This window comes from Hyalangium ruber (genome assembly GCF_034259325.1).
Taxonomy (GTDB): domain Bacteria; phylum Myxococcota; class Myxococcia; order Myxococcales; family Myxococcaceae; genus Hyalangium_A; species Hyalangium_A rubrum.
Window position 1 is genome coordinate 522,808 of sequence record NZ_JAXIVS010000002.1, and the last position, 22,503, is coordinate 545,310.

The 22,503-nt window shown below is 68.6% G+C and carries 22 protein-coding genes; 6 read left to right on the forward strand and 16 right to left on the reverse strand.

All coding sequences use genetic code 11. The features are described from left to right. The first annotated feature begins 23 nt into the window (after positions 1-23). Positions 24-2,933 (forward strand): extracellular catalytic domain type 1 short-chain-length polyhydroxyalkanoate depolymerase, encoded by a 2,910-nt coding sequence (locus SYV04_RS07175; protein ID WP_321544880.1) that lies wholly within the window; start codon positions 24-26, stop codon positions 2,931-2,933. 22 nt (positions 2,934-2,955) lie between these two features. Then, positions 2,956-3,657, forward strand: a complete 702-nt coding sequence (locus SYV04_RS07180; protein WP_321544881.1) for a YebC/PmpR family DNA-binding transcriptional regulator — start codon at positions 2,956-2,958, stop codon at positions 3,655-3,657. On the opposite strand, the gene SYV04_RS07185 is transcribed toward SYV04_RS07180, so the two are convergent. Next, the gene (locus tag SYV04_RS07185; RefSeq protein ID WP_321544882.1) at positions 3,658-4,605 is read right to left on the reverse strand and encodes a hypothetical protein; all 948 of its coding nucleotides are present in this window, start codon (positions 4,603-4,605) and stop codon (positions 3,658-3,660) included. It abuts the gene before it with no gap. 20 nt (positions 4,606-4,625) lie between these two features. Here SYV04_RS07185 and SYV04_RS07190 point away from each other — a divergent pair, with 20 nt between their 5' ends. Further along, complete coding sequence (locus tag SYV04_RS07190) at positions 4,626-5,300, forward strand: HAD hydrolase-like protein (protein ID WP_321544883.1); 675 nt, start codon at positions 4,626-4,628, stop codon at positions 5,298-5,300. A 200-nt stretch (positions 5,301-5,500) separates the two neighbouring features. Here SYV04_RS07190 and SYV04_RS07195 read toward each other — a convergent pair whose 3' ends face one another. From SYV04_RS07195 to SYV04_RS07205, 3 genes are all read right to left on the reverse strand, one after another. Beyond that, positions 5,501-7,189, reverse strand: coding sequence for an SUMF1/EgtB/PvdO family nonheme iron enzyme (locus SYV04_RS07195; protein WP_321544884.1), 1,689 nt, complete (start codon positions 7,187-7,189; stop codon positions 5,501-5,503). Positions 7,190-7,425: 236 nt separating this feature from the next. Next, entirely contained in the window at positions 7,426-8,145 is a 720-nt protein-coding gene (locus tag SYV04_RS07200; protein WP_321544885.1) for an ATP-grasp domain-containing protein, read from the reverse strand. A gap of 15 nt (positions 8,146-8,160) precedes the next feature. Continuing rightward, positions 8,161-8,811: a DUF4291 domain-containing protein gene (locus SYV04_RS07205; RefSeq protein WP_321544886.1), complete on the reverse strand. Its 651-nt coding sequence runs from the start codon at positions 8,809-8,811 to the stop codon at positions 8,161-8,163. A gap of 147 nt (positions 8,812-8,958) precedes the next feature. On the opposite strand from SYV04_RS07205, the gene SYV04_RS07210 reads away from it, so the two are divergent. Beyond that, on the forward strand, positions 8,959-9,396 hold the full coding sequence (locus tag SYV04_RS07210) for an SRPBCC family protein (protein WP_321544887.1): 438 nt from the start codon (positions 8,959-8,961) through the stop codon (positions 9,394-9,396). Between the two features lie 38 nt (positions 9,397-9,434). On the opposite strand, the gene SYV04_RS07215 is transcribed toward SYV04_RS07210, so the two are convergent. The 3 genes from SYV04_RS07215 to hemL are packed head-to-tail and all read right to left on the reverse strand — an operon-like array spanning position 9,435 to position 12,972. Further along, positions 9,435-10,274 (reverse strand): alpha/beta hydrolase, encoded by an 840-nt coding sequence (locus SYV04_RS07215; RefSeq protein ID WP_321544888.1) that lies wholly within the window; start codon positions 10,272-10,274, stop codon positions 9,435-9,437. Between the two features lie 21 nt (positions 10,275-10,295). Continuing rightward, positions 10,296-11,693, reverse strand: coding sequence for a serine/threonine protein kinase (locus tag SYV04_RS07220; RefSeq protein WP_321544889.1), 1,398 nt, complete (start codon positions 11,691-11,693; stop codon positions 10,296-10,298). Beyond that, the gene (gene hemL, locus SYV04_RS07225; RefSeq protein WP_321544890.1) at positions 11,680-12,972 is read right to left on the reverse strand and encodes a glutamate-1-semialdehyde 2,1-aminomutase; all 1,293 of its coding nucleotides are present in this window, start codon (positions 12,970-12,972) and stop codon (positions 11,680-11,682) included. Before hemL ends, SYV04_RS07220 begins: the two co-directional genes overlap by 14 nt. A gap of 128 nt (positions 12,973-13,100) precedes the next feature. On the opposite strand from hemL, the gene SYV04_RS07230 reads away from it, so the two are divergent. Continuing rightward, positions 13,101-14,030 carry a DUF6929 family protein gene (locus SYV04_RS07230; protein WP_321544891.1) on the forward strand — a complete coding sequence of 310 codons (930 nt, stop codon included), beginning with the start codon at positions 13,101-13,103 and terminating at the stop codon, positions 14,028-14,030. A gap of 16 nt (positions 14,031-14,046) precedes the next feature. Here the strand turns inward: SYV04_RS07230 and SYV04_RS07235 are convergent, their stop codons facing one another. From SYV04_RS07235 to lspA (SYV04_RS07270), 8 genes are all read right to left on the reverse strand, one after another. Further along, a complete protein-coding gene (locus SYV04_RS07235) occupies positions 14,047-14,964 on the reverse strand; it encodes a tetratricopeptide repeat protein (protein ID WP_321544892.1) in 918 nt (305 codons plus the stop codon). Further along, positions 14,961-15,218 (reverse strand): hypothetical protein, encoded by a 258-nt coding sequence (locus tag SYV04_RS07240; RefSeq protein WP_321544893.1) that lies wholly within the window; start codon positions 15,216-15,218, stop codon positions 14,961-14,963. Before SYV04_RS07240 ends, SYV04_RS07235 begins: the two co-directional genes overlap by 4 nt. A gap of 105 nt (positions 15,219-15,323) precedes the next feature. Next, positions 15,324-15,707 (reverse strand): hypothetical protein, encoded by a 384-nt coding sequence (locus tag SYV04_RS07245; protein WP_321544894.1) that lies wholly within the window; start codon positions 15,705-15,707, stop codon positions 15,324-15,326. A gap of 149 nt (positions 15,708-15,856) precedes the next feature. After that, positions 15,857-16,366 (reverse strand): KdsC family phosphatase, encoded by a 510-nt coding sequence (locus tag SYV04_RS07250; protein ID WP_321544895.1) that lies wholly within the window; start codon positions 16,364-16,366, stop codon positions 15,857-15,859. 3 nt (positions 16,367-16,369) lie between these two features. Then, positions 16,370-17,752 (reverse strand): MXAN_5187 C-terminal domain-containing protein, encoded by a 1,383-nt coding sequence (locus tag SYV04_RS07255; RefSeq protein ID WP_321544896.1) that lies wholly within the window; start codon positions 17,750-17,752, stop codon positions 16,370-16,372. A gap of 41 nt (positions 17,753-17,793) precedes the next feature. Further along, entirely contained in the window at positions 17,794-19,056 is a 1,263-nt protein-coding gene (gene lgt / locus SYV04_RS07260; RefSeq protein WP_321544897.1) for a prolipoprotein diacylglyceryl transferase, read from the reverse strand. Between the two features lie 107 nt (positions 19,057-19,163). Continuing rightward, entirely contained in the window at positions 19,164-19,775 is a 612-nt protein-coding gene (gene lspA / locus SYV04_RS07265; RefSeq protein ID WP_321544898.1) for a signal peptidase II, read from the reverse strand. Between the two features lie 32 nt (positions 19,776-19,807). Next, complete coding sequence (gene lspA, locus SYV04_RS07270) at positions 19,808-20,434, reverse strand: signal peptidase II (protein ID WP_321544899.1); 627 nt, start codon at positions 20,432-20,434, stop codon at positions 19,808-19,810. Between the two features lie 114 nt (positions 20,435-20,548). On the opposite strand from lspA (SYV04_RS07270), the gene SYV04_RS07275 reads away from it, so the two are divergent. Further along, positions 20,549-20,902, forward strand: coding sequence for an FAM210 family protein (locus SYV04_RS07275; RefSeq protein WP_321544900.1), 354 nt, complete (start codon positions 20,549-20,551; stop codon positions 20,900-20,902). Between the two features lie 21 nt (positions 20,903-20,923). Here the strand turns inward: SYV04_RS07275 and SYV04_RS07280 are convergent, their stop codons facing one another. Further along, complete coding sequence (locus tag SYV04_RS07280) at positions 20,924-22,495, reverse strand: endonuclease/exonuclease/phosphatase family protein (protein ID WP_321544901.1); 1,572 nt, start codon at positions 22,493-22,495, stop codon at positions 20,924-20,926. Positions 22,496-22,503 lie beyond the last annotated feature (8 nt).

The following is a 22,503-nucleotide window of genomic DNA, read 5'->3' on the forward strand; positions in this document are numbered from 1 at the left end:
CGCGCATTTCACGGGAGGGGCCCATGCGAAAGCTGCGTCTTGGACGTCTTGTCGGCGGACTGCTCGTTCTGAGTGTCTTCGGATGCGAGGAGATGGCGCCGGTGGAGGAAGTTCCCGCGGAGGCCTCGGAGCTGGGCGAGTCGCAGGGCCTGCTGACACAGGTGACGAGCTTCGGCACCAACCCCGGCAACCTGAGGATGTGGAAGCACGTGCCGACCAGCATGCCGGCCAACGCCCCGCTGATCGTGGCGATGCATGGCTGCACCCAGACGGCCAACGGCTACTCGTCCACGGGCTGGGACGCGCTGGCCGAGCAGCTCAAGTTCTACGTGGTCTATCCGGAGCAGATCAGCGGCAACAACCAGAACGCCTGCTTCAACTGGTTCGAGCCGGGTGACATCGCCCGCGGCCAGGGCGAGGCGCTGTCCATCAAGCAGATGGTGGACAAGATGAAGACCGACCACTCCATCGACCCCAACCGCGTCTTCGTCACCGGCCTGTCGGCGGGCGCCGCCATGACGTACGTGATGGCCGCCACCTACCCGGATGTCTTCTCCGGCGCGGCCATCATGGCGGGTGTGCCCTACAAGTGCGCCACCTCGATGACCGACGCCTTCAGCTGCATGAGCCCGGGCAAGGACATGTCGGCCACGCAGTGGCGGGACCTGGTGCGCAACGCGTACGCCGGCTACACCGGCCCCTACCCGCGCATCTCCATCTGGCACGGCACCTCCGACTACACCGTGAAGAACACCAACCTCACGGAGGGCCTGGAGCAGTGGACCGCCGTACACGGCATCGACATGACGGAGGACGTCAACGAGACGGTCGCCGGCTACCCCCACAAGGTCTACAAGGACACGGCGGGCAAGGCGCTGGTGGAGACGTATGCCATTACCGGCATGGGCCACGGCACGCCCATCGACCCGGCGTTCAAGTTCCCCGGCTCCAGCGTCGGGTGCGGCACGGCGGGCGCCTACGTGCTGGACACGGACATCTGCTCCACGTGGCACGTGGCGAAGTTCTTCGGACTGGACAACTCGGACTCGGTCGCCCCCACCGTCAGCCTCACCGCGCCCGCCAACGGCGCCAGCGTGAGCGGCTCGGTGCAGGTGACCGCCAACGCCTCGGACAACGTGGCCGTCTCCAAGGTGGAGTTCTTCATCGACAACACGCTGGTGGGCACCGACTCGGCTTCGCCCTATGCCTACGCGTGGAACAGCGCCACGGCGACCAATGGCACCCACGCGCTGGTGGCCAAGGCCTATGACGCCGCGGGCAACACCGCCACCTCCAGCACCGTCTCCGTCACCGTCTCTGGTGGCATCTCCGACACCACGCCTCCTACCGTGAGCATCACCTTCCCCACGGGTGGCGCCACCGTCGCCGGCGCCGTGGACGTCACCGCCACCGCCTCCGACGACATCGGCGTGACGAAGGTGGAGTTCCTCATCGACGGCACCGTGGTGGGACAGGGCGTGTCGGCGCGGCAGGCCGGGCCCTTCGTCTACAACTGGAACACCACCGCGTACTCCACGGGCGTCCACTCGCTCCAGGCGCGGGCGTATGACGCGGCGGGCAACACGGCCGCCTCGGGCTCGGTGTCGGTGACGGTGGACCAGAACTCGGTGCGCTTCACCGAGCGCTTCTCGAACAACGGCCCGGACAACGCGGGCTGGGCCCTGACGGAGTGGGCGCTGGATGCCAGCGACCAGACGGGCGCCACCGGCAGCAAGTCCATCCTCGGCTCGGCCACCCCCGCCTTCAACACCGTCACCCGGACGGCGAGCGTCGCCGTCACGCTGACGGCCAACCCTCGGCTGTCCTACTCCCGCAAGGTGGACCTCTCGGCCGCCAACACCTCGGCCTCGGCGGCCTTCCGCGTCATCGTCAACAACGGCACCGACAATGTGGTGGACTCGGTGGTGAAGAGCGGCTTTGGCACCGTCACCGAGGCGAACTGGACGCAGCGGACGGACATCGACCTGTCGGCGTATGCCAACCGGAGCGTCGTGCTGAAGTTCGTCGTCACCGCGACGGACACTGGCTCCAACCTCACCCGCGCCAAGGCCTGGGTGGACAGCATCACCATCGGCCCGCCGAGCTCCTCCTCCGACACCACGCCGCCCACGGTCAACGTGTCCGCGCCGGCCAATGGCGCCACTGTCAGCGGCACGGTGGACGTGACGGCGAGCGCCTCGGACGCGGTGGGCGTGAAGAAGGTGGAGTTCTACGTGGACGGCGCGCTGGCCGACACGGACACCACCTCCCCGTTCGTCTTCACCTGGAACACGGCGGGCGTGGCCAACGGCAGCCACTCGCTCATGGCCAAGGCCTATGACGCGGCCAACAACATCGGCTCGGACAATGACACCGCCGTGACGGTGAGCAACTCCAGCGGAGGGACGACGCTCGCCTCCTTCAACAGCATCGCGGCGGAGGACGGGTACGTGAAGGCCAACGCGGATGGCAGCGCCCCGGCGGTGGGCACCTTCACCACGCCCGCGGTTGGACTGGGCTCGGACTCCAAGCACAACCGGGCCTTCTTCTCGTTCGATACCTCCGCCCTGCCGGACACCGCCACCCTCGTACGCGCTTCGCTGAAGGTGACGCTGTCCTCCGGCTCGGGTGACCCTTGGGCGGACCCCGTGGGCAACACCCTGGTCATCGACTTGAAGAACGGGACGTTCGGCGCCGCCACCACGGAGACCACCGACTTCACCGCTGCCGCCACGGCCAGCGCGGTGGGCGAGCTCATCAAGTTCACCACCGGTGGGCAGACTTCCACGGACTTCAACGCCGCGGGGCTGGCGGCCCTCAACAAGACGGGCAAGACGCAGGCCCGACTGCGCTTCGCTCAGAACAACACAGGCATGCGCTACCTCTTCCTCACCGAGGGCACGGGCGCCGTTCTGACGGTGGAGTACAAGTAGCAGTTGGGGTAGGACCCGGCCCATGGGCGCACAGTGGAAGCACAAGGGTCGGGTCGAGAACGCCAACGCCAAGGGTCGCATCTTCACCAAGCTGGTGAAGGAGATCATGGTCGCCGCCAAGGGCGGCGCGGACCCGGACAAGAATCCCCGGCTGCGCATGGCCGTGGACGCGGCCCGGAAGGCCTCGATGGCGCGCGACACACTCGAGCGCGCCATCAAGAAGGGCGCGGGCCTGCTGGATGAGCAGGTGAACTATGAGGTGGTGACCTACGAGGGGTTCGCGCCCCACCAGGTGCCCGTCATCGTCGAGTGCCTCACCGAGAACAAGAACCGCACCGCCACCAACATCCGCGTGCTGTTCCGCAAGGGGCAGCTCGCCTCCAGCGGCGCGGTGTCCTGGGACTTCAACCGGCGCGGCGTCATCGAGGCCACCCCGCCCTCCGAGGGCGCCGATGCCGAGACGGCCGCCATCGAGGCGGGCGCGCAGGACCTGGAGAAGGGCGAGGAGGGCGCTACCCGCTTCCTCACCGAGGCCACGGACCTGGATGCCGTGAGCCGCGCGCTCGCGGGCATGGGCTGGAAGGTGAGCTCGGCCAACCTCGCGTGGATCGCCAAGAACCCGGTGCAGCTGGATGGAGAGGCTCGGGCCGAGGTCGAGGCCTTCCTGGAGGCGATGGACGAGGACGACGACGTGCAGCACATCTTCGTCGGACTTCAGGGCTGATCAGCCCGACAGCAGGGCGCTGAGCCGAAGCACGCCACCGGCCGCCCAGCGCACGAGGCCCACGCGTCGGGCGGGGCCGCTGGACGGTTCCACGGGTGCGTCCCAGTCGAAGGTGTGGAGTCGCGGCAGGAAGCCCTGTCGCACGCACCCCTCCAGGCTGAAGATGTGCAGGTCCTCGCTCCAGCGTCGGGCCAGCCTCAAGTCCCGGGAGAGCTCGTCCCAGCTCAGCGGTGGAACTTCGATGAGGCCGGGGAGTTCGACGCCACCTCCGGTGCTGCCCACCGCGATGGAGCGGGCTTGTGCGCCGTAGCTCTCCAGCACGGCCGCACCGCGAGGGCGCAGAAAGCTGGAGTAGAGCATCAGCACCTCGCGGTCCGTGGGCAGGTCCACCACGCCCAGCAGGCGCTGCAGCAGCGTGGCTCGGGCCTGGCGCTCGTCCACGATGAAGGGCATCTGGTAGGTGTCCACCCGGTGGCCGTCCGCGCGGATGCGGGCCACCAGCGCGCTGTAGGCTTCCCTGGCGTTGCGCAGCCGCTCTCCCTGCCGTAGCCGGGGCAGGAGCGCTGGCAGCCGGCGCCAGCCTCCCGAGAGCAGCCGCTGTAGCTCGTGGATGTCCGGCTCGATGTCCAACCCGACGCCATCCCACTCGAGGCCGTGGGTGGCCGTCCATTCGCGAAAGGCGGAGTAGCGGGCGTCGGCCTGGGGAGCGTTGTCCAGGTTGAACCAGTAGCCCTGCTCTGCGGGCAGGAGCTGCCAGGCAATGACGGGTACACCTGCCTGGCCGAGGCGCCTCACCACGACGGCTCGCTCCGAGCTGAAGTCGAGCAGGCCCAGGCTGACGGAGGCTTTCAGCGCCACCATGTGCTCGGTAACGGCTCGGTCGGCGAACAGGGCCTGGAGCGGCTCGGCTGCCAGCTCACAGAAGAAGGTGAGGCGCGGCGGGGTCATTTCGTGCTCCATACGCTTCCATGAGCCGCGCCTCCACACGACACGCGATCTTCTTCGACCTGGATGGGACGCTCAGCGATCCCTTCGAGGGCATTGCCTCGTGCTACCGGCATGCCCTTACCCAGCTTAGCCGTCCTGTTCCTGCCGCGACCGAGCTCGCCACGTTCATCGGTCCCCCGCTCCGGCAGGGTTTCGCCACGCTGCTCGCCACCAGCGACCAAGTCCTGGTCGAGCAGGCTGTCACTCTCTATCGCGAGCGTTACGCCACCCATGGCGCCTTCGAGAACCGTCTCTATGACGAGGTGCCGGAGATGCTGCGCGCGCTGAACGACGGGACGCGGCGGCTCTACGTCGCCACCGCCAAGGCTCGCGTGTTCGCCGAGCGCATCATCGAGCACTTCGGCCTGAGCGCTCACTTTGCCCATGTGTACGGCCCTGAGCTCGACGGGCGCTTCGAGAACAAGGCCGATTTACTGGCACATGCGCTAGAGCGGGAAGGGCTCGACCCTGCTTCGTGCGTCATGATCGGGGACCGCGCGCAGGATGTCCGCGCCGCCCGTCAGAACGGGCTCGTGCCGGTGGGCGTCTCCTACGGCTATGGCAGTAAGGAAGAGCTGCTGGAGGCGGGGGCCGTCGTCATCTGCTCCAGCCCCCGTGAGCTGGCGAGCTGGATCCGCTCGGAAGGTCCCCGCTAATCCCCTTCAGGTAACCGAGTGAAGGCCCAGCCTCCGCGAGCGGTGCTCCCGCAAAACCTGTCTGACAGTCAGACAGGTTTGCCCAGCGCCGCCGCGGGCTGTCACTCCAATCTCGGTGGCTTTCCCTTCCAGCGACGGTACTCCCCCCTCAGCATCTTCGGCAGCTTTGCTGATGGGGATTAACGGAGTTCCTCTCGTGGCTACGCTCCTATGAAGCAGAGTCTGAATCCGATCTTGCAGCTACGGTACCTGCCCCATGAGGCAGCTGGCATGAAGTCACGCTCCAAGGAACGGCCAGGCACTCCGTGAATGGGGCTCAGGTCATAGGTGCTGACCGCTGCCGCTGCCCCCACCTCCCCATCGGCGTGGTTCTCGTGCAACCACTCTCCGAATGACGCTGATAGGTAGAAACGAATGCCCTGCACCACGGCTCTTGGCAATGACGGCTCGAACCCGGCTTCAACGTCCCTCCAGGCGACTTCGTTCGTCCCGTCAGCCGTGCTCGACAACCAACGCACGTGGCCGTGTGTAAACCGGTTGGAGCGTGGATCCTCTGCGTCCTCAGTGTCAGGTCGCTTCTTCCTGGCGGGATGGATCGCCCGGTACTCCTCGATGGTCGGAAGCCGCACCGGCAGTTCGCGCTTCCGCTCTACCCACGCGGCATAGGCGAGGGCATCGTAATAGGTCACTGTTACCGGCAGGTACGCCGAATCCTGGTTCGCCGGCTCCCATATGTTCTCATCACTCTGGAACCGTCGCCGGAACCGCAGCCAGTCGGTTTCATCGAGGAATCGGCGGAACTCTCCAATGGTGACAGGATCAGACACCAACAGGTGCCTATCGCCCTCGAGTTGGACCGTCGTGAACCCCTCCGCCTGCCGAGGACCTGTCAGCGCTCTGGATGTCTTGGAGAGATACCGCTCCAGGATCTCCTTCGACCCTGGGTAGGTCTTCACGGTGCCCCCGCCCTTGTAGAAGGCTACTTCCGCCTCGTGCTGTTCCCTCTCTCGCCAGGCTCCTGTCCGACCGTACTCGAACGTCGAGAAAGACTTCTGAAGCAGGTACGCCTTTGGCGTCTGGAGAAGCGTCAGGTGCTTGGAGAATGGAGGCACTGGAGGCAGGCCACCACGCGCCTCTCGGAAGACGAAGTCGTACGCCCCACCGTGGCCACGAAGGAAGACGAGGTGCTTGTTGTAGGGCAGCACTTCTACCCAGCCTCTCCTGCCAGGTTCCAAGAAGCGCTCCCGGAAGGCCCGGTACATGGAGCGAATCGCCCTGACCTTCGCCTGGCTCCGCTCTCCTAAGTCGCCATTGGCGAAGTAGAGTTGCACGGGCAGTTCTTCAAGGTCCGCTGGCTCAACGAGTGCATCCCCAAGCAGGTGGGCCACGAGGTCGACGTCCCAGCTTGCGGCCTCGACGTAGAGCCCGTTGTAGCTCTTCCGTCTGAACTCCAAGTCAAAGGCCTCCTTGTGCTCCTGATCCGGCCCTTCCCAGGCGGCCCAGTCGAAGTCCCAGCCGGTAAACAAGCGCAAAGGAAGCGGACGCCCGGAGGCAAAGAACCGCTCAGCGACCTGCTGCCTGCCGAGGTGAATGGGCGCAAACGCGTCCTTGCAAGTGATCAGCTCCCGGCGTTCATACAGGCCGTTGCGCTCCATGAACTCCTGGAGTTCCGGGTAGGCCTTGCGGTACCCCGCGAAGCCTCCCTTGAAGCCCAATGCATGAGCCACAGCTCCCAAGCCAGTGGTGTGCTTCAGCTTGGCCGAGGGATTGCGGTGAGCGGCCTTGACGCAGGCGCTGATGGATTCCGGCGAGAGGTCCACCACGGGAATAGCGTGGCCATCTCGCAGAGGAAGGTAGGCAACGTACGAAGGAAGTTCATCGAGCTCCACAACAGCCTCTTTCGTTTTTGCGCCGTCGACAAAAGTCGGACGGCGGTCCCCGTTCCGGTGACTCCGGAAACGCGCGCCTAGGGACGACGAATCAAGGTCGTCGAGTTCGATGTGTGGGGTTAGAAGAGGACTGCCGTGAGTTTTTGCAAAGCAGAGGCGCGTGCAACCAGCCGTGGGAAGTCTCACAACCCGTGCCTCAAAAGGTAAGAGGCCAGGGCGCGAGTGTCAAGCAAGGCTCAGCCTGACCCGTTTGGCATCGCCGAGGTAGCAGCGGCGATGCAACTGGCCGCCTCCATGGGTTCACAGCCATTGAGCCCCGCTCCCCAGGTGGCGTTGGCCTCCAAGAGCGCCCAGCCCTGGCCCTCCACGAGCGCGGCATCCAGTACACACGTGCGCGGCAGCGGCGCGGCGTGCGCCACGGTGGAGAGAAACTCCCGGGCTTCCGCCACGTTGCCTTCTCCTTCATAGAGCGCGCACGCGCGCACCTTCCCATGGAGCACGAAGGCCCGAGCCTCGGCGCGCAGGGAGACGACCTCCGCAGAGAGAACTGGCGTCTGGGGTTCGAGCCCTCGGCACTCCTCCAGGAGCGCTTCCGGCGCATTCCACACGCCCGCTCGGAAGATCTTGGGCACCAGCGGCTTGACGAAGCGCGGGAACGTCTCGCCCACCACTTGCTTCAGCGTGGAACCGTGGAGTTCTCTCCGGAGCCAGGCGGGGTCCACCTTCAGCAACAGGTCATCCGGCGGGGACACCAGCTCCAAGACCAGCTTCTGCGCGAGCACCAGACAGAAGGTGTCATTTCCGTACAGGCGCACCCGCGCACGGTCCACCTCGGGCGGACTCCAGAAACGATCCAGCCGCAGCACCGTGCCGCCGCCCTGCTCCCAAGCACGGGCTACCGCGTCGCGCTCGATGTCCAACTTGTCGGGAATGAGGAGGGTGAGCCCTGTGAACATGCCGGGCACCGTAGTTCAATCGGCGGGCGGTGCGTCCAGTCCCAGGCGTCGCACCGTGGCCTCATCCGTGGGCCAGAACACCGTCTCTCTCGGCATGACAAGCTGATCCAGCCGTCCGTTCTTCACGTGCTCATGCTGCTCCCGCACGAACGGCGTGATGTCCTCGAGGTCGAGGAGCCATTCCTTCGCGTAGCGCCGCAGCGTCTCTCCCTGGAGGCCAAGCTGAATGGCACGTCGCTGGAGGGGGGCACCTGTCGGTCCATGGTCCGGATCCCACTGCAGCCGCACGTCGGAGCGGGCCACCTGCCGCTGCCACTCCGCCGCCGAGCCGTATACCTCCGGGATGTGCTTGGAATGCACCGCCTGCGCTAGCACCGACTCGAACGCCTCGCGCTTCAGCCACACCGCGAGCACCGTCTCCTGGTCCGCCTTCGTCGCCCAGCCGCAGCGGTACATCATCCAGAGGAAGTTGGGTTTGATCCAACTCATGCGAGTGAGCTTGAAGTCGCCCCCGAAGAAGCGGTGCTCCGCCGCGAAGCGGCCGATGCGCGGCGCATACGCCTGATAGACGACGACGGATTGTGCGTCGTGCTGGGACAGGATGTGCCGCCCCATGGCGGGCCACCGCGCTCGCTGGGAGGTGTAGGACTCGGTGACGAGAGGCATGTCGGAGTGCGCCAGCCTAACGCCCTGGATGAAGGCTTGCAGGTACGTCGTTCTCCACCGTTCACATCCTCCCGAGGCGCTGGTCACGGCGCGCGCCGCCTGGAAAGATCTCGCGCATCCTCAGTCGCCGCCAGGAGATCCACCCCCATGATGTTCAGCCTCAACCCCGCCACCGAGAGCGCGCTGTACCTGACCCGCACCTTCAATGTGTCGAAGGACAAGGTGATGAAGGCCTGGCTGGAGGCCGGCGCGCTGCAGAAGTGGTGGGGGCCTGCCGCCTCGATGGACTGGAAGCCCAAGGTCGGCAACACCTTCCGCTTCGACTACCCTCTGGTCACCGGAGAGAAGAGCGCCGTGGTGGGTGAGTTCCGCGACATCTCCGACGACATGCTCGTTCTGTCCTGGGTCGGCGAGGGCGGAAAGAAGGCGCTCGGCGGGACGCTGGTCACCGTGGAGTTCCGCAAGGTCGGCAAGGGGACCGAGCTGGCGCTGACCCATGAGTTGCTGCCCACGGGGACCGCGCGCGATGCGCAGCGCACCGAGTGGCTCGGTCGGCTCGAGCGGCTCGGCCAGTCGCTGGCCTGACGCGCCACGCTTCACACGTCGGGCGGCCCGTGTCTTCGCTACGGGCTGCTCTTGCCGGACTGCGCCGCCGGCTCGCCTCTCGCGAAGGCCGCCATGCGGTCCACCAGCACCGGCCACGTCTGCTCCAGCAGGTCATTGTGGCGCGCGCCCGGCACCGTCTCCATCGTGCCCTTCGGGAACAGGCGCCCCAGCTGCTGGCCCATTCGCACCGGGATGACCTCGTCCTGGTCGCCGTGGAAGATGAGCACCGGCACCTGGATGCCGGGCGCCTTCGCCGCGTTGTCGAACGGATCTCGCACCAGCAGCCGCGTCGGCAGGAACGGGAAGACCAGCCCCGCCATGTCCACCACCGAGGTGAACGGCGCCAGCAACACCATCCGCGCTCCGTGGCCCCGCCTGGCCATCTCCACCGCCACGCCTCCGCCAATGCTGCGGCTGCTCAGCACCGTCTGCTCCGGCCCCACACCCGAGGCGCGCAAGTCCGCGATCGCGATCTCCGCCGCCTCGTAGAAGCCTTGCTCGCTCGGGCTGCCAGGGTTGGAGGCATAGCCGGGGTACTCCACCGCCAGGAACCCCACCCCGCGCTCGCGCATCGCCTGGCCCAGTCTCACCAGGTTGGAGATCTGCTCGCCGTTGCCGTGGAAATGCACCAGCGTGGGCTCTCCCGGCCCGGCCGGCAGGTGCAGCACGTCCACCACCGGCTTGCCGGGCGGCGTGAGTCGCCGGAAGCCCGCCTCGCGCAGCGGCTCCTGCGAAGCGCGCCGGGGTGCCGGGAAGAGCACCGAGCGCTGAAGCGCATACAGCGCGCCCACCAGCGCCAGGTAACACACCAACAGGATGGAAACGAAGATCAGCACGATGCGCCGGACGCGAACCATTCTCTCAGTCCCTCAGCATGGCTAGAGGGCCAGCAACCACACCACTCCGAAGCCTACCGCACTGGCTCCCAGGAACAGCCCCACCGCCAGCCAGACCCACCGCGCGTTCCCGGGCGTGGCCTCTTCCACCGGGGCGGGCGCCGGGCTCTCCTCCTCGCCTTCCTCGATGGCGCGCACCAGCGGCGAGCGGCGGGCCTCCACCAGCCCCACGTCCGAGTCGGTCGCCATGTCCATGCCGAAGCTCACCCGGGCCTCTCGCGTCTCCCGGCGCGGCGGCGGTTTCGGCTTCGGCTTTGGTGCGGTCCCCGCGCTGGAGGGCTCCTCCCAGGGCACGTAGTCCTCGGGAGCGTCCAGCCCGCTGTGCTCGAAGGCCAGCGCCGTGGGCGGCGCCAACATGGCGGGGATGGCCTGCTCGGTCAGCGCCCGCGACGGGTCCTTCCCCAACAACTCCGCGAGCACCTTGTCCTCGGCCGTCTTCTCCTCGGCGAACACCTCGCGCATCAGGCGCGCCACGTCCGCGTCTCCGATTTCGGGCGCCAGCTTCGCCTTGAGCCGCGCCAGCTCCGCGCCCAGCTCCGCCGCGTCCTGGAAGCGCTCCCCGGGCTCCACCGACAGGGCGCGCATCAGCAGCGCGTCCACGCCCTGGGGCAGCCCCGCGCGGAACCGGCTCGCCGGCTCCCACTTCGGGTAGGCCGCCCGGCGCCAACGCTCCAGCGGATCTCCCTTCTGCGGCAGCGGGTGCCACGCCAGCAGCTCCCACAGCACCACGCCCGCCGCGTACACGTCCGCGCGCCGGTCCACGAGCTTCTTCCGCGCCTGCTCCGGCGACATATACGTGAGGTTGCCGATGACGACGCGCGGCGCCGTCTTCTGCTCCTTCAGCGTGGACTGCGAGGCGCCGAAGTCGATGACCTTCAGCTCTCCGTCATACGAGAGGCAGATGTTCGCGGGGGACAGGTCGCGGTGAACCAGTTGCAGCGGCTGGCCGTTGCCGTCCTTCGCGTCGTGCGCGTAGGCCAGCCCCTGGCAGAGCCGCTCGCCGATGTGGAGGATGACGCCCACCGGCATCACCTGCCCCTTCTGGCGCATGCGGTAGGCCAGGCGGCTGAGCGTCTTGCCCTGCACGTACTCCATGGAGAGGAAGAGCTGCCCCTCCACCTCGCCCATCGCGTAGACGCGGGCGATGTTCGGGTGCTGCAGGTGGACCACCACCCGCGCCTCGTCCCGGAAGCGGCCGATGAACTGCTTGTTCTCCATCAGCTTCGGCAGCACCTTCTTCACCACGCACGCCCGGCGCGGCGACTCCTCGCGCGCCAGGTACACCTCTCCCATTCCCCCGGCGCCGATGCGGCGCGCCAGGGTGTAGGGACCGAAGTGGATGGGCCCCTGCAGGGCCTCGGGTTCCTCAGACCTGGCCAAGCGCGCGGAAGGCCTTTCGGGCCGCGGCGAGGATGTGCGCCACCTCCGGCTCGCCGATCGCCAGAGAGACGAACGCCGCCTCGAACTGGCTCGGCGGCAGGTACACGCCCTCGTGCAGCATGGTGTGGAAGAACTTGCCGAAGCGCGCCGTGTCCGCCTTCTTCGCGCTCGTGTAGTCGTACACCGGGCTGTCGGTGAAGAAGGCCGTAATCATGCTGCCCACGCGGTTGACGGTCAGCGGCACCTTCGCTTCCTTCGCCTCCGCCACCAGCCCGTCCTCCAGCATGCGGCTCACCTGCTCCAGCCGCGCGTAGGTGCCCGGCGCCGCCAGCGCCTTGAGGCAGGCCAGCCCCGCCGCCACCGCCACCGGGTTCCCCGACAGCGTGCCCGACTGGTACACCGGGCCCTCCGGCGCCACCTTCGCCATGATGTCGCGCCGCCCGCCGTACGCGCCCAGCGGCAGGCCGCCGCCCACCACCTTGGCGAATGTCGTCAGGTCCGGCTTCAGCCCGTACAGCTCCTGCGCTCCGCCACGCGCCAGCCGGAAGCCCGTCATCACCTCGTCCAGCACCAGCAGCACGCCGTGCTTGCGGCACAGCTCCTGGAGCCCCTGCAGGTAGCCCTGCTTGGGGATGAGCACGCCCATGTTGCCCACCACCGGCTCGATGATGGCGCAGGCGATCTCCTTGCCCTTCTCCGCGAAGATGCGCTCCACCGCCGCCAGGTCATTGAAGGGCGCGGTGAGGGTGAGCTTCGCCAGCGCCGCCGGCACGCCCGGCGAGTCCGGCAGGCCCAGCGTCTCCACGCCGCTGCCCGCCTTCACCAGGAACGGGTCTCCCGCCCCGTGGAAGCAGCCCTCGAACTTGAGGATGAAGTCGCGGCCCGTGAAGCCGCGCGCCACGCGGATGGCCGCCACCGTGGCCTCGGTGCCGCTGGAGACCAGGCGCACCTTCTCCACGCTCGGTACGGTGGCGCAGATGAGCTCCGCCAGCTCCACCTCGCCCGGGGCCGGGGCACCATAGGAGGTGCCGCGCCGGGCCGCGTCGATGACCGCCTCGACGATGGGAGGGTAGGCGTGGCCGAGGATGAGCGGACCCCAGCTTCCCACCAGGTCCACGTACCGGTTGCCGTCCACGTCCGTCATCCACGCGCCCGCCGCCTCGCGGAAGAAGACGGGGTCGCCGCCCACGCCGCGGAAGGCGCGCACCGGCGAGTTCACCCCGCCCGGGATGCGCTCCTGCGCACGCGCGAAGAGGGCCTTGCTCTGGGAGTGGTTCATGCCGTGCTCCATACCACGCACCCGCGCCGACAGCCCGAAGATGGCGTGCCTCCCCCTCCCCAGCTCGCTCCCTGGCCTGCCGCGTGCCTTGTGGACCGGTGGGCAGCCCTGTTGGAGACTCGCGCGCCATGATTCGCACCACCCTGCGCCGCACCCTCACCCTGGACGCTCCCGAGGCCTCGGGGCGCCCCGCCCATGTCTCGGCGGCCAGCGGGCTCGTGGCCGTGGGCCCGTGGCTCTACGTCGTCGCGGACGACTCGATGCACCTGACCGTCTTCCCGCGTGAAGGGAGCGCTCCCGGGCGCTCGGTGCGACTCTTTCCGGGCGAGCTGCCCCTGGAGCCCAGGGCCCGCAAGGCGGCCAAGCCCGACCTGGAGGCGCTCTGTCTGTTAGGGCCCTTCGCGGGCCACCCTCACGGCGCGCTGCTGACGCTGCCCTCGGGCTCCACGGCCGCGCGGCACCGCGGCGCCGTGCTCCCCCTGGCGGCCGACGGCACGCTGGCGGGCGCGGCGCACGAGGTGGACTTCACCGAGGTGTACACCCACCTGTCGCGCGAGGTGGGGCCGATCAACATCGAGGGCGCGGCGGTGTCCGGCGGGTTCCTGCGGCTGCTCCAGCGCGGCAACGGAGACCAGGGCACGGACGCGCTGGTGGACCTGGACCGGGAGCGAGTCCTGCGCTGCCTGGAGACCGGCCAGGGGCTGGGCGCGGCCACCATCCGCATGGTGCGACGCTGGGAGCTGGGGCGGGCCGGCGGCGTGCGCCTGACGTTCACGGACGCCTCCCCCCTGCCGGATGGGCGCCTGGTGTTCACCGCCGCCGCCGAGGACACACGCGATTCCTACGAGGATGGGCCCGTGGCCGGCTCGGCGGTGGGCGTGCTGGGGCCGGATGGCGCTCCGCTGTTCCTCGACGCGGTGGACGCGAAGGTGAAGCTGGAGGGCGTGAGCGCGCGGGTGGAAGGGGGCCGCGTACACGTGCTGCTGGTGGCCGACGCGGACGAGCCGGCCATCGCCGCGCCGCTCTTCGAGGCGGTGCTGGAGGGCGTGCCGGGCTGAGCCGGTGGGCGCCCCTTCAGTCCCCGTGGTCTCGCGCGGCTTCCTCGGCGCTGCCACCCACGGCCTCGATCGAGTTGCGCGGAGGTCGTGCCGGCGGCTGGGGCCGGTCGAAGGCCATGGCGCGCTGGCCAATGCCCTCGGGGGTGGTGCTGGTGATGCGGCGGCGCGCCCGGGTGATGTAGTCCTGCACCAGCGTGGGGTCCGGATGGGCCTTGAGCGCATCCACCCAGAGCTCGATGGCCTTCTCGTTGTCACCCGCGTCGGCCTTCAGCTTGCCCATCTCCACCAGGGCGTGCGCGGCCAGCTCCGAGTCCGGGAAGCGGGTGCGCAGGTCCGCGTAGGCCTTCGAGGCCTCCTGGCGCCGGCCCTCCATCATGTGGATGGCCTGGGCCTGGAGGAACAGGGCGTCATCCACGTAGACGCTGGTGGCGAAGCGCTCGGCCAGCTTGCGCGCCTCCAGCTCGCACTGCGCGAAGTCCCCCAGCTCGAAGTAGATCTTCGCCACCTGGTAGTGCAGCTCGGCGCCCTGGGGCGGGTTGCGCTGGAGCGCGGCGGTGAGCTGGTCGATGGCGCCGCGCAAGTCGCGGTAATGCACCCGCAGCAGCTCGGCGAGGATGATGCGCGCCTCGAGCGCCTCGGGAGACTCAGGGCACTGCTGGATGAGCTCCTTGTAGACGCTCACGGCCTCCTTCACCTTGCGCTGCTCGAGCCAGTACACGTCCGCGGCGCCCTTCAGGGCGCGGGCGCGCAGCACCAGGGCCTGGGCCGTCTCGTCCCGGCGAAGCTGGTCGAAGGCCTTGCGGTACTCGACGAGCGCCTCGTCCGGGCGCTTCTCGAACACGGCATCCCGCGCGCGCTGCAGGTGGTCAGCCGGCGTCTCACGGCAGCCGGCCAGCAGCCCCAGCACGGTACACGCGAGCACCCAGCGCTTCACTTGCACTCCTTGGGCTCGACGTCGACGCAGTAGGTCTCCTCGCACTTGACGCAATCGAACTGGGGGGAGACGTCCGTGACGCACACGGAGACGCCCGACCTGCGCGGGCAGTCCTCGGCGGTGGTACACCGGTAGTCGACGCCCGCATCCGAGGTCGCCCGCGTCTGCGTCGAGCCGCAGACCTCGATGTCATTGCATCCCAGGAGCCCGGCCGCCGCGCTGGCGATGAGCACCCCACGCCAGAGGAGTCGCACGCCTTCGTTCTATCCGGATTTGGCGACAACGTCACGGATCGGACACCCCGCTCGCCTGCCCTCCAAGGCCCTGGCCTGGGAGCCCGCGCCGGGTGACGCGCTGCTTCAGTTGTGGCTCTCGGCCGCCTTGCCCGAGGTGAGCACCGTGCTGTCCACCGCCGCCACGTGCCGGCGACGCTTGAGCTGCCGCGCCTTCTCCTCCTGCTTCTCCTGGTGCTTGAGGAGCGCCGCCAGGTGCATGTCCGCGTGCTGACAGTGGATGGCCGACACCTGCTGGTGCCTCCGCCCCAGCTCCTGCCACAGGTGGACCTGCGCCTGGTTGCCCAGGAGCCGCTCCTCCACCGTGTCCAGCGCCGCGTCCATCTGCCGGCCTTCGGCCTCCAGCGCCGCCAGCCGCTCCTGCGCGTCCGCCGGCTCCTCCGCACAACCCGTCGACAAGGCCATCGTCAGGATCGCCGCGCCTACACCCAACACCCGCTTCCCGACCATCTCCTACCTCGTCTCCGCGCTGTGTGAGCGACCGCCGCGCGAAGCCAAGGTAGGAAGCACTTCCGGGAGCGACAACCCAGCCCCCCATCAGTTCAGGTCGGGTTTCTAGCGCCCAACGTTCTGCGGTGGGTTGTTGTGGGAGAGCGGCGTCAGGCCTTCTGACGGTGGCGCAGGATGAACTCGCACACCTCGCGCGCCGCGCCGAACCCCGCCGGCTTCTGCGCCACGTAGTGGACCTGCGAGCGCACCTCGTCCGGAGACTCCGGAGGCGCCGCGGAGAACCCCACCGCCTTGAGCAGCGGCAGGTCCACCACCTCATCCCCCATGTAGCCGCACCGGTCGGCGGACACCTTCAATATCTCCAGCAGCCGCTCGAAGTGCGCCACCTTGTCCTGGCTGCCGAAGTGGACGTGGCGCAAGCCCAGCGACTGCATGCGCATCTGCGCCGAGAGGCTGTCGCCGCCGGAGATGGCCGCCACCTCGATGCCCACCTCCTGCAGCCGCTTGATGCCCATGCCGTCGCGCACGCTGTACATCTGCGTCCAGCCGGAGTTGGGCACCCAGAAGATGCGCCCGTCCGTGAGCGTGCCGTCGATGTCGAAGATCATCACCGACAGCTGGCTCACCCGGGCCTTGAGCGACTCGAGGTCCTGGTTCATCGCCTACTTCGGCACGGCCTTGAGCGTGGCCTTGCCGTCCTTGATGACGACCTTGAACTCGACCGACTTGGCGTTGTGCTGCTTGAGCAGCTCCGGCACCTGCTTGCGCAAGTTGGCCGCCACCGTCTCGTAGGACATCTTCGAGGTGTCCTCCTGGTTGCGGCGCTTGGCGGTGACGTAGGCGTCGTACACCTGCTTGAGCTTGTCGTCCGAGAGCCCACCGCTGGAGCCCGAGCTCGGCGGAGGCCTGGACGCGGTGGCCGCCGGAGCCGCGGGCTTGGAGACCCCCGACACGCCCGGCTTGGAGATGCCCGAGGTCGCCCCCGGAGCCGTGCCCGGACGCGCGGCCGCCGGAGCCCCGGGGCGCGAGGGCGCAGAGGACGTGGGACGCGCGGGCGTCAGCGGCTCATCCGTGAGGCTCTCGAGCGCCGCGGCGATGCCGGAGGTGCTCTGCGAGGGCGCGCCAAAGGAAGGCACACCCCGCGCGGGCGTCCCCGCCACCGAGGGCGAGCCCCGAGCGGGCGTACCGCCCGGAGGAATCGTCGGTACACCCTTCGCGGGCGTGCCGCCCGGAGGAATCGTCGGCACACCCTTCGCGGGCGTGCCACCCGGAGGAATCGTCGGCGCAGCCTTCGAGGGCGGCGGCGCCGAGGTCCCCCGCGCCGGAGTCCCAGCCATGGGAGACACGGTCGGCACGGAAGGAACCGAGGGCACGGAGGGCACCGCGGCCGTGCCACGGAACGGCGTGCCACTGACCGCGGGCGCCACGGTGGGCACCACCGGCACGGTGGGAATCACGGGCACCGGCGTCGCCGCCACGGGGCGGAACGTCGGCGTGTCGTCCACCGGCTGCGGCACGAAGCCACCGCGCGCGGCGGGCTTCACCGGCACCGGCTCGTTGGGGACGATGTCCTCCACTTCCATCAGGTCATCGTCGCCCAGCTCCTCCAGCTCGATGGCGCCCTTGCGCTTGCCCTCGCCGGTGGACTTCTGGGCGCGGCGCTTGGCCTTGAAGAGGTCGCGCTTGTAGGTGCCCGACTCGATCTCCATCAAGGTGCGCTGCCACAGCCGCTCGTAGGTGAGGAACTTGGTGTGCAGCGAGTTCATACGGAACTTCGCCGCGGTGTTGCGCACCAGCCCGCCCTTCAACCGGATGAGCCGCTTCTTGAGGTCCTCGTGCGCGCGCACGGGGGGAAACCGCTCGTTGCCGAGGAAGTACTGTTCGTACGTCACCCGCAGGGCCGCCAGCTCCTCCTCGATTTCATCGCACTCCTTGAGGGCCAGCTCGCTGTTGGACTTCTTCTCACCCGAGTCGTTGCCACCCAGAGCGGACTTGGCTCCGGCGGAGGACTTGGCGTTGGCTGTCGGTTTTGGCTCCGGCGGCATGCAACCTCAGAGTGTCCCTAAGACGCGCGCTGCGATCAACCTCAGGCAGCGCTCGGCGTGGGGCCCAGGCCGGCTGCCTCGCTCACTCGCTTGCTTCGCTGATACAGCAGCGTTGCACCGAAAGTGAACATACACATCGAGATGAACTGGCTGGTGGAGATGTTGTACCAGGCCTCCAACGGCACCCAGTGTGCGAGGGAAGGCGCCTTGTCGGCGAGCAGCCCATGCAGGGTGCCGCGCTCGGTGTCCCCCCGGAACAGCTCCACCGTGGAGCGCAGCACCGCGTAGGCCATGAGCCACAGGGAGAAGATCTGCCCGTGGAAGCGCCGGGCGCGGCGCAGGTACAGCAGGGCCACGAAGAGGACCACCTGCCCCAGCGACTCGATGAGCTGGGTGGGGTGGACCGGCAGGGTCGTGCCGTGCTGCGTCACCCACTCGGAGATGCGTACCGCCCCGGGGGCCGCGTGGTGGAGCACCTCGCCGGTGGCCTCGACGACATAGCGCGAGTCGGTCGCCTGGGAGCTGAAGGCGGTGCTGCCGGTGCCGGTGAGCCGCCCGAAGAGGTCCTTCGCCACGCCGGAGCCGGGGAAGCGCACGCCCAGGGCCGAGTGCCCCGAGGTACCGCCCCAGCAGCACCCGGCCGAGAAGCAGCCCAGCCGCCCCAGCGCCTGCCCCAGCGACACGGTGGGCAGGGCCAGGTCCGCCAGCCGCAGGAAGTCCATGCCGCGCGTGCGGGCGAAGACGTAGGCGGCCACGGCCGCGCCGATGAGGCCGCCGTAGAAGACCAGGCCTCCACCCAGCGAGAAGATCTTCGACCAGTTGCCGGAGTACTCATCCGTCCAGTTGACGAGGATGTAGAGCACGCGGCTGCCGACCAGTCCGCCCACGAGCACCCAGAAGCCCAGGTCGAGGATCTGCTCGCGCCGCTTGGGACCCTCGGTGTCCACGAAGCCCTTGCCGTCCACCCACTCCACCTTGCGCCACTCCTGCTGGGCCAGCCGCGCCGCCACGTTGGCCGCGCACAGGAAGCCGGTGGCCAGCAGCACGCCATAGGTGTGGACGGGGATGCCCTCGCCCTTGGCGCCTGGGAAGGTGCCCGGGGGCATGGCGTACTGGAGGCCGAACCAGGCCAGCGCCGCGCCCACGCCCCCATAGAGCAGGGCGCGCTGCGGCCGGTCCGCCGGCTTCTCCGCGCCGCGCCAGCCGTTGTAGGCGATGTAGCCCACTACCCCCAACGCCACGGCGTACAGGAGCAGCTGCGACCACAGGGACTCGAAGGTGAAGCGGATGAGGATGGGGAGCATGGGGCGTGCCGAAGGAAACGGCGCCCAAGCCTAGCCGCTGGCGGCGCCTGTGGACGATGGGCGTGCGGCGGGTACACTCCGCCGCTCCCAGGGGAGGCGAGCGGCCGTCACGCCTTGGCGGGCTCGGCGGGCTTCTCCTCCTTGCGCACGAAGGCGTCGAGGATGAGCAGGCCCACGCCCACGCAGATGGCCATGTCCGCCACGTTGAAGGAGGGCCAGTAGGCCTGGTCCTTCCAATGCGCCTGGATGAAGTCCACCACGAAGCCGCGGGCGACCCGGTCGATGTAGTTGCCCAGCGCGCCGCCGAGCACCAGGCACAGGCCGAACAGCGCCCAGCGCTCCTTGGGGTCGGTGCCGGAGAGCTTGGTGAAGTAGTAGCCGATGAGGATGACCGCCCCGATGCTCACCAGGTGGAACAGGGGGCCGCGCACGTTGGGCGACAGGTTGCGGAACATGCCCCAGGCGGCGCCGGGGTTCTCCTCGTAGCGCAGGCGCAGGTAGCCGTTGATGACCTCGACGGGCTCCTTGCGCGAGGCGAAGTGCCGGCCATCGGGCCCCAGCGGAGGCGGCTCGCCATACATGGCGCCCAGGCGCTCGCCGAGCGTGACCTTGCCGTCGAACTGCCGCGTGAGCGAGCCGACGACGGCGAACTTGCTCCACTGATCCAAGACGATGAGGACCAGGGTGATGACGAGGAGGATGACGTATTTGCGCGGCACGGGGGCGGCTTACACCACAAGCCCCCCGCCCGTCACGGATTGGGACTCTGGGCCAGCGGAGCCGGCGCCGGCTCGGAACGGCGCACGCGCAGCGAGTCCAGCAGCATCAGCGCCACGCCCACGCAAATGGCGGCGTCGGCCACATTGAAGGTGGGCCAGCGCATGCCGGGCTGGTTGCGCCAGTGCCAGTCGATGAAGTCGATGACGTAGCCGCGCGCCAGCCGGTCCATGAAGTTGCCCAGCGCGCCGCCCGCCACGAGCGACAGCGCCACGCGCACCAGGCGCTGGCCGGGCTCCAGCCGCACGTACATGGCGAAGATGAAGGCCAGGGCCGCCAGGCTCACCACGTGGAAGAAGACCTTGCGCGCCGTGTCCGGCAGGTTGGCGAACATGCCCCAGGCAGCGCCGGGGTTCTCCACGTAGCGGAAGTGCCAGTAGTCCTCGATGAAGCGATAGGGGCGGCTGGCGTAGTAGCGCCCCTCGCCCGGCGCGGGGTGGTTGTCCAGGTTCTTCTCGGAGAAGAAGCCCGCCACCCGGGACAGGCCGGTGCGCCCATCCAGCGCGTCCGTCAGCCGGGCCACGGCCAGGTACTTGGTTGCCTGATCCGCGGCCAGGGTGCTGAGGGCCACGAGGACAAGGATGCGTAGGGAATTCTTCATCACACTCTGTCCTAACCCGTGCCCCCGAGCCCTGACAACCCGGGGTGAGCCCTAACGGCCCCATGCCCGCCTGCTCCAGGTTGCGCCCCCCCACTTTTCAGGCATGGTGCGACCATGGAGCCTGTTGAAACCCCCGTGAAGCCCACCTCGACCGACACCGCCCCGGCCCCCGTGGCCGCCGCCAAGCCCTCCTTGAAGGAGCGCTTCAAGAGCCTGCTGGTGGAGTATGGGCAGGTGGCCATCATCATCTACTTCGTCATCTTCGGCCTGTGCATCGCGGGGTTCGCGGTGGCCATCCCCCTGGGGTTCAAGGTGGAGGGCGCCAGCGATACCACCAACTTCTTCGCCATCCTGGGAGCCTCGTGGGTGGCGACGAAGGTGCTCCAGCCGCTGCGCATCCTGGCCACGCTGGCGCTCACCCCCGTCATCGGGCGGTTCGTCATGAAGCGCCCCAAGCCCCAGGACTGAGCCCGGGGCCCGGAGCGGCCCTCACTGGTTGGGGACGAGGAAGTCCTTGATGACGCCCATGTGCTGCATGTTGGTGGCGGAGCTGTCGCCCGACTGCACCGGGGAGATCTCCGACAGCGGCGTGTAGACGCGGCTGTCGAGCACCAGCCCACCGGAGAAGGTACTCGAGCCGATCACCGTGGGGATCTGGTACTGGCGCAGGTCGCCATCCACCAGCACGTGGTCATACGGCTTGCCCCGGCTGGCGTTGGTGTTGCCGTTGCCGTTCTTGTCCGCCGGGTACGGAGTGCCGGTCGCCACCACGCTGGAGAAGGTGGAGAAGCACGGCTCCGAGCGGTTATCGGTGTTGAGGTCTCCGCCGATGACCAGGTAGTCGCCCTGGGGCACGTTCTGGTTGATGTACCCCACGAGCTGGCTCGCCTCGGAGTTCCGGGTGGGGGAGTCTCGGGTCAGCAGGTGGACGCTGATGGCCCACAGGTCCTTCGGCCCGGGGATGTCGATGCGCGCCCAGGCGAACTCCCGGTTGGGAGACTGCGTATCCTCCCACTTGCCCGAGGCGAGGATGGGCCAGCGGCTGATGATGCCGTTGGGGATCTGCGCGCCGGGCTCCTGGTAGTAATGGAAGGAGGCGCCGAAGGAGTTGGTCACATAGCCACGCATGGCCGCGGCGCTCTTGTCCCCGTAGTTGAACTCCTGGATGAGGATGACGTCCGGGTTCACGCCCTGCATCAGCCGGGTGCCGTGGCCCGGGTCATAGGACTGCTGGTTCCCGCTGGTGAGGTTGGAGGCCATGATGCGGATGCGCGTGGAGCCCGCATCCGGCGTTCCGGCGTCGATGGGACCCGCATCCGGAGAGCCCGCGTCCGGCGTCCCGGAGTCCGGCGTTCCGGCGTCGATGGGGCCTGCGTCCGGAGAGCCCGCGTCGATGGGACCCGCATCCGGAGAACCGGCGTCGATGGGGCCCGCATCCGGAGAGCCCGCGTCGGTGGGACCCGCGTCAGGCGTTCCGGCGTCGGTGGGGCCCGCATCCGGGCGCGTCCCGCCGTCGGTGCCCGCGTCACTCGGGAAGCCACCATCGGTGGGGTTGGTGCCTGCATCGGTGGGGTTGGTGCCCGCATCGGTGGGGTTGGTGCCCGCATCGGTGGGATTGGTGCCCGCATCGGTGGGGTTGGTGCCCGCATCGGTGGGATTGGTGCCCGCATCGGTGGGGTTGGTGCCGCCATCCGAACCGCTGCCCCCGTCACCAACCGAGGAGCCCCCGTCGCTCCCGGCATCCGACTGCTCGCAGACTTCGCGCGGCAGGCAGTACCCACCCGTGCCGCCGTCCTCGCCGCCTCCGCAGCACAGCTGCGACGGGTCCTGACACCCAGCCACGGCGTCGCAGGGATTCACACACAGGGAGCGCTCATAGAGCTCCACGTACAAACAGGTCTGCCCCGGAGCGCAGGCGCCAGCGTCCTGCTCGTCGCAGAAGACCCAGCTGCCACCGTCGGGCGGCGGCGGCGGCACCGGCTTGTCATCAGGTCCGCAGGCTTGCAGACCCAGCATCAACACCAGGCCCGCCCCCAGGAGGCCAAAGAGTGTCTTCCTCATCGAACGAC

Excerpts from the sequence above, each read along its gene's own strand:
- SYV04_RS07175 (WP_321544880.1), top strand. The coding sequence starts at position 24 with ATGCGAAAGCTGCGTCTTGGACGTCTTGTCGGCGGACTGCTCGTTCTG.
- SYV04_RS07180 (WP_321544881.1), top strand. The coding sequence starts at position 2,956 with ATGGGCGCACAGTGGAAGCACAAGGGTCGGGTCGAGAACGCCAACGCC.
- SYV04_RS07185 (WP_321544882.1), bottom strand. The coding sequence starts at position 4,605 with ATGACCCCGCCGCGCCTCACCTTCTTCTGTGAGCTGGCAGCCGAGCCG.
- SYV04_RS07190 (WP_321544883.1), top strand. The coding sequence starts at position 4,626 with ATGAGCCGCGCCTCCACACGACACGCGATCTTCTTCGACCTGGATGGG.
- SYV04_RS07200 (WP_321544885.1), bottom strand. The coding sequence starts at position 8,145 with ATGTTCACAGGGCTCACCCTCCTCATTCCCGACAAGTTGGACATCGAG.
- SYV04_RS07205 (WP_321544886.1), bottom strand. The coding sequence starts at position 8,811 with ATGCCTCTCGTCACCGAGTCCTACACCTCCCAGCGAGCGCGGTGGCCC.
- SYV04_RS07210 (WP_321544887.1), top strand. The coding sequence starts at position 8,959 with ATGATGTTCAGCCTCAACCCCGCCACCGAGAGCGCGCTGTACCTGACC.
- SYV04_RS07215 (WP_321544888.1), bottom strand. The coding sequence starts at position 10,274 with ATGGTTCGCGTCCGGCGCATCGTGCTGATCTTCGTTTCCATCCTGTTG.
- hemL (WP_321544890.1), bottom strand. The coding sequence starts at position 12,972 with ATGAACCACTCCCAGAGCAAGGCCCTCTTCGCGCGTGCGCAGGAGCGC.
- SYV04_RS07230 (WP_321544891.1), top strand. The coding sequence starts at position 13,101 with ATGATTCGCACCACCCTGCGCCGCACCCTCACCCTGGACGCTCCCGAG.
- SYV04_RS07245 (WP_321544894.1), bottom strand. The coding sequence starts at position 15,707 with ATGGTCGGGAAGCGGGTGTTGGGTGTAGGCGCGGCGATCCTGACGATG.
- SYV04_RS07250 (WP_321544895.1), bottom strand. The coding sequence starts at position 16,366 with ATGAACCAGGACCTCGAGTCGCTCAAGGCCCGGGTGAGCCAGCTGTCG.
- SYV04_RS07255 (WP_321544896.1), bottom strand. The coding sequence starts at position 17,752 with ATGCCGCCGGAGCCAAAACCGACAGCCAACGCCAAGTCCTCCGCCGGA.
- lgt (WP_321544897.1), bottom strand. The coding sequence starts at position 19,056 with ATGCTCCCCATCCTCATCCGCTTCACCTTCGAGTCCCTGTGGTCGCAG.
- lspA (WP_321544899.1), bottom strand. The coding sequence starts at position 20,434 with ATGAAGAATTCCCTACGCATCCTTGTCCTCGTGGCCCTCAGCACCCTG.
- SYV04_RS07275 (WP_321544900.1), top strand. The coding sequence starts at position 20,549 with ATGGAGCCTGTTGAAACCCCCGTGAAGCCCACCTCGACCGACACCGCC.
- SYV04_RS07280 (WP_321544901.1), bottom strand. The coding sequence starts at position 22,495 with ATGAGGAAGACACTCTTTGGCCTCCTGGGGGCGGGCCTGGTGTTGATG.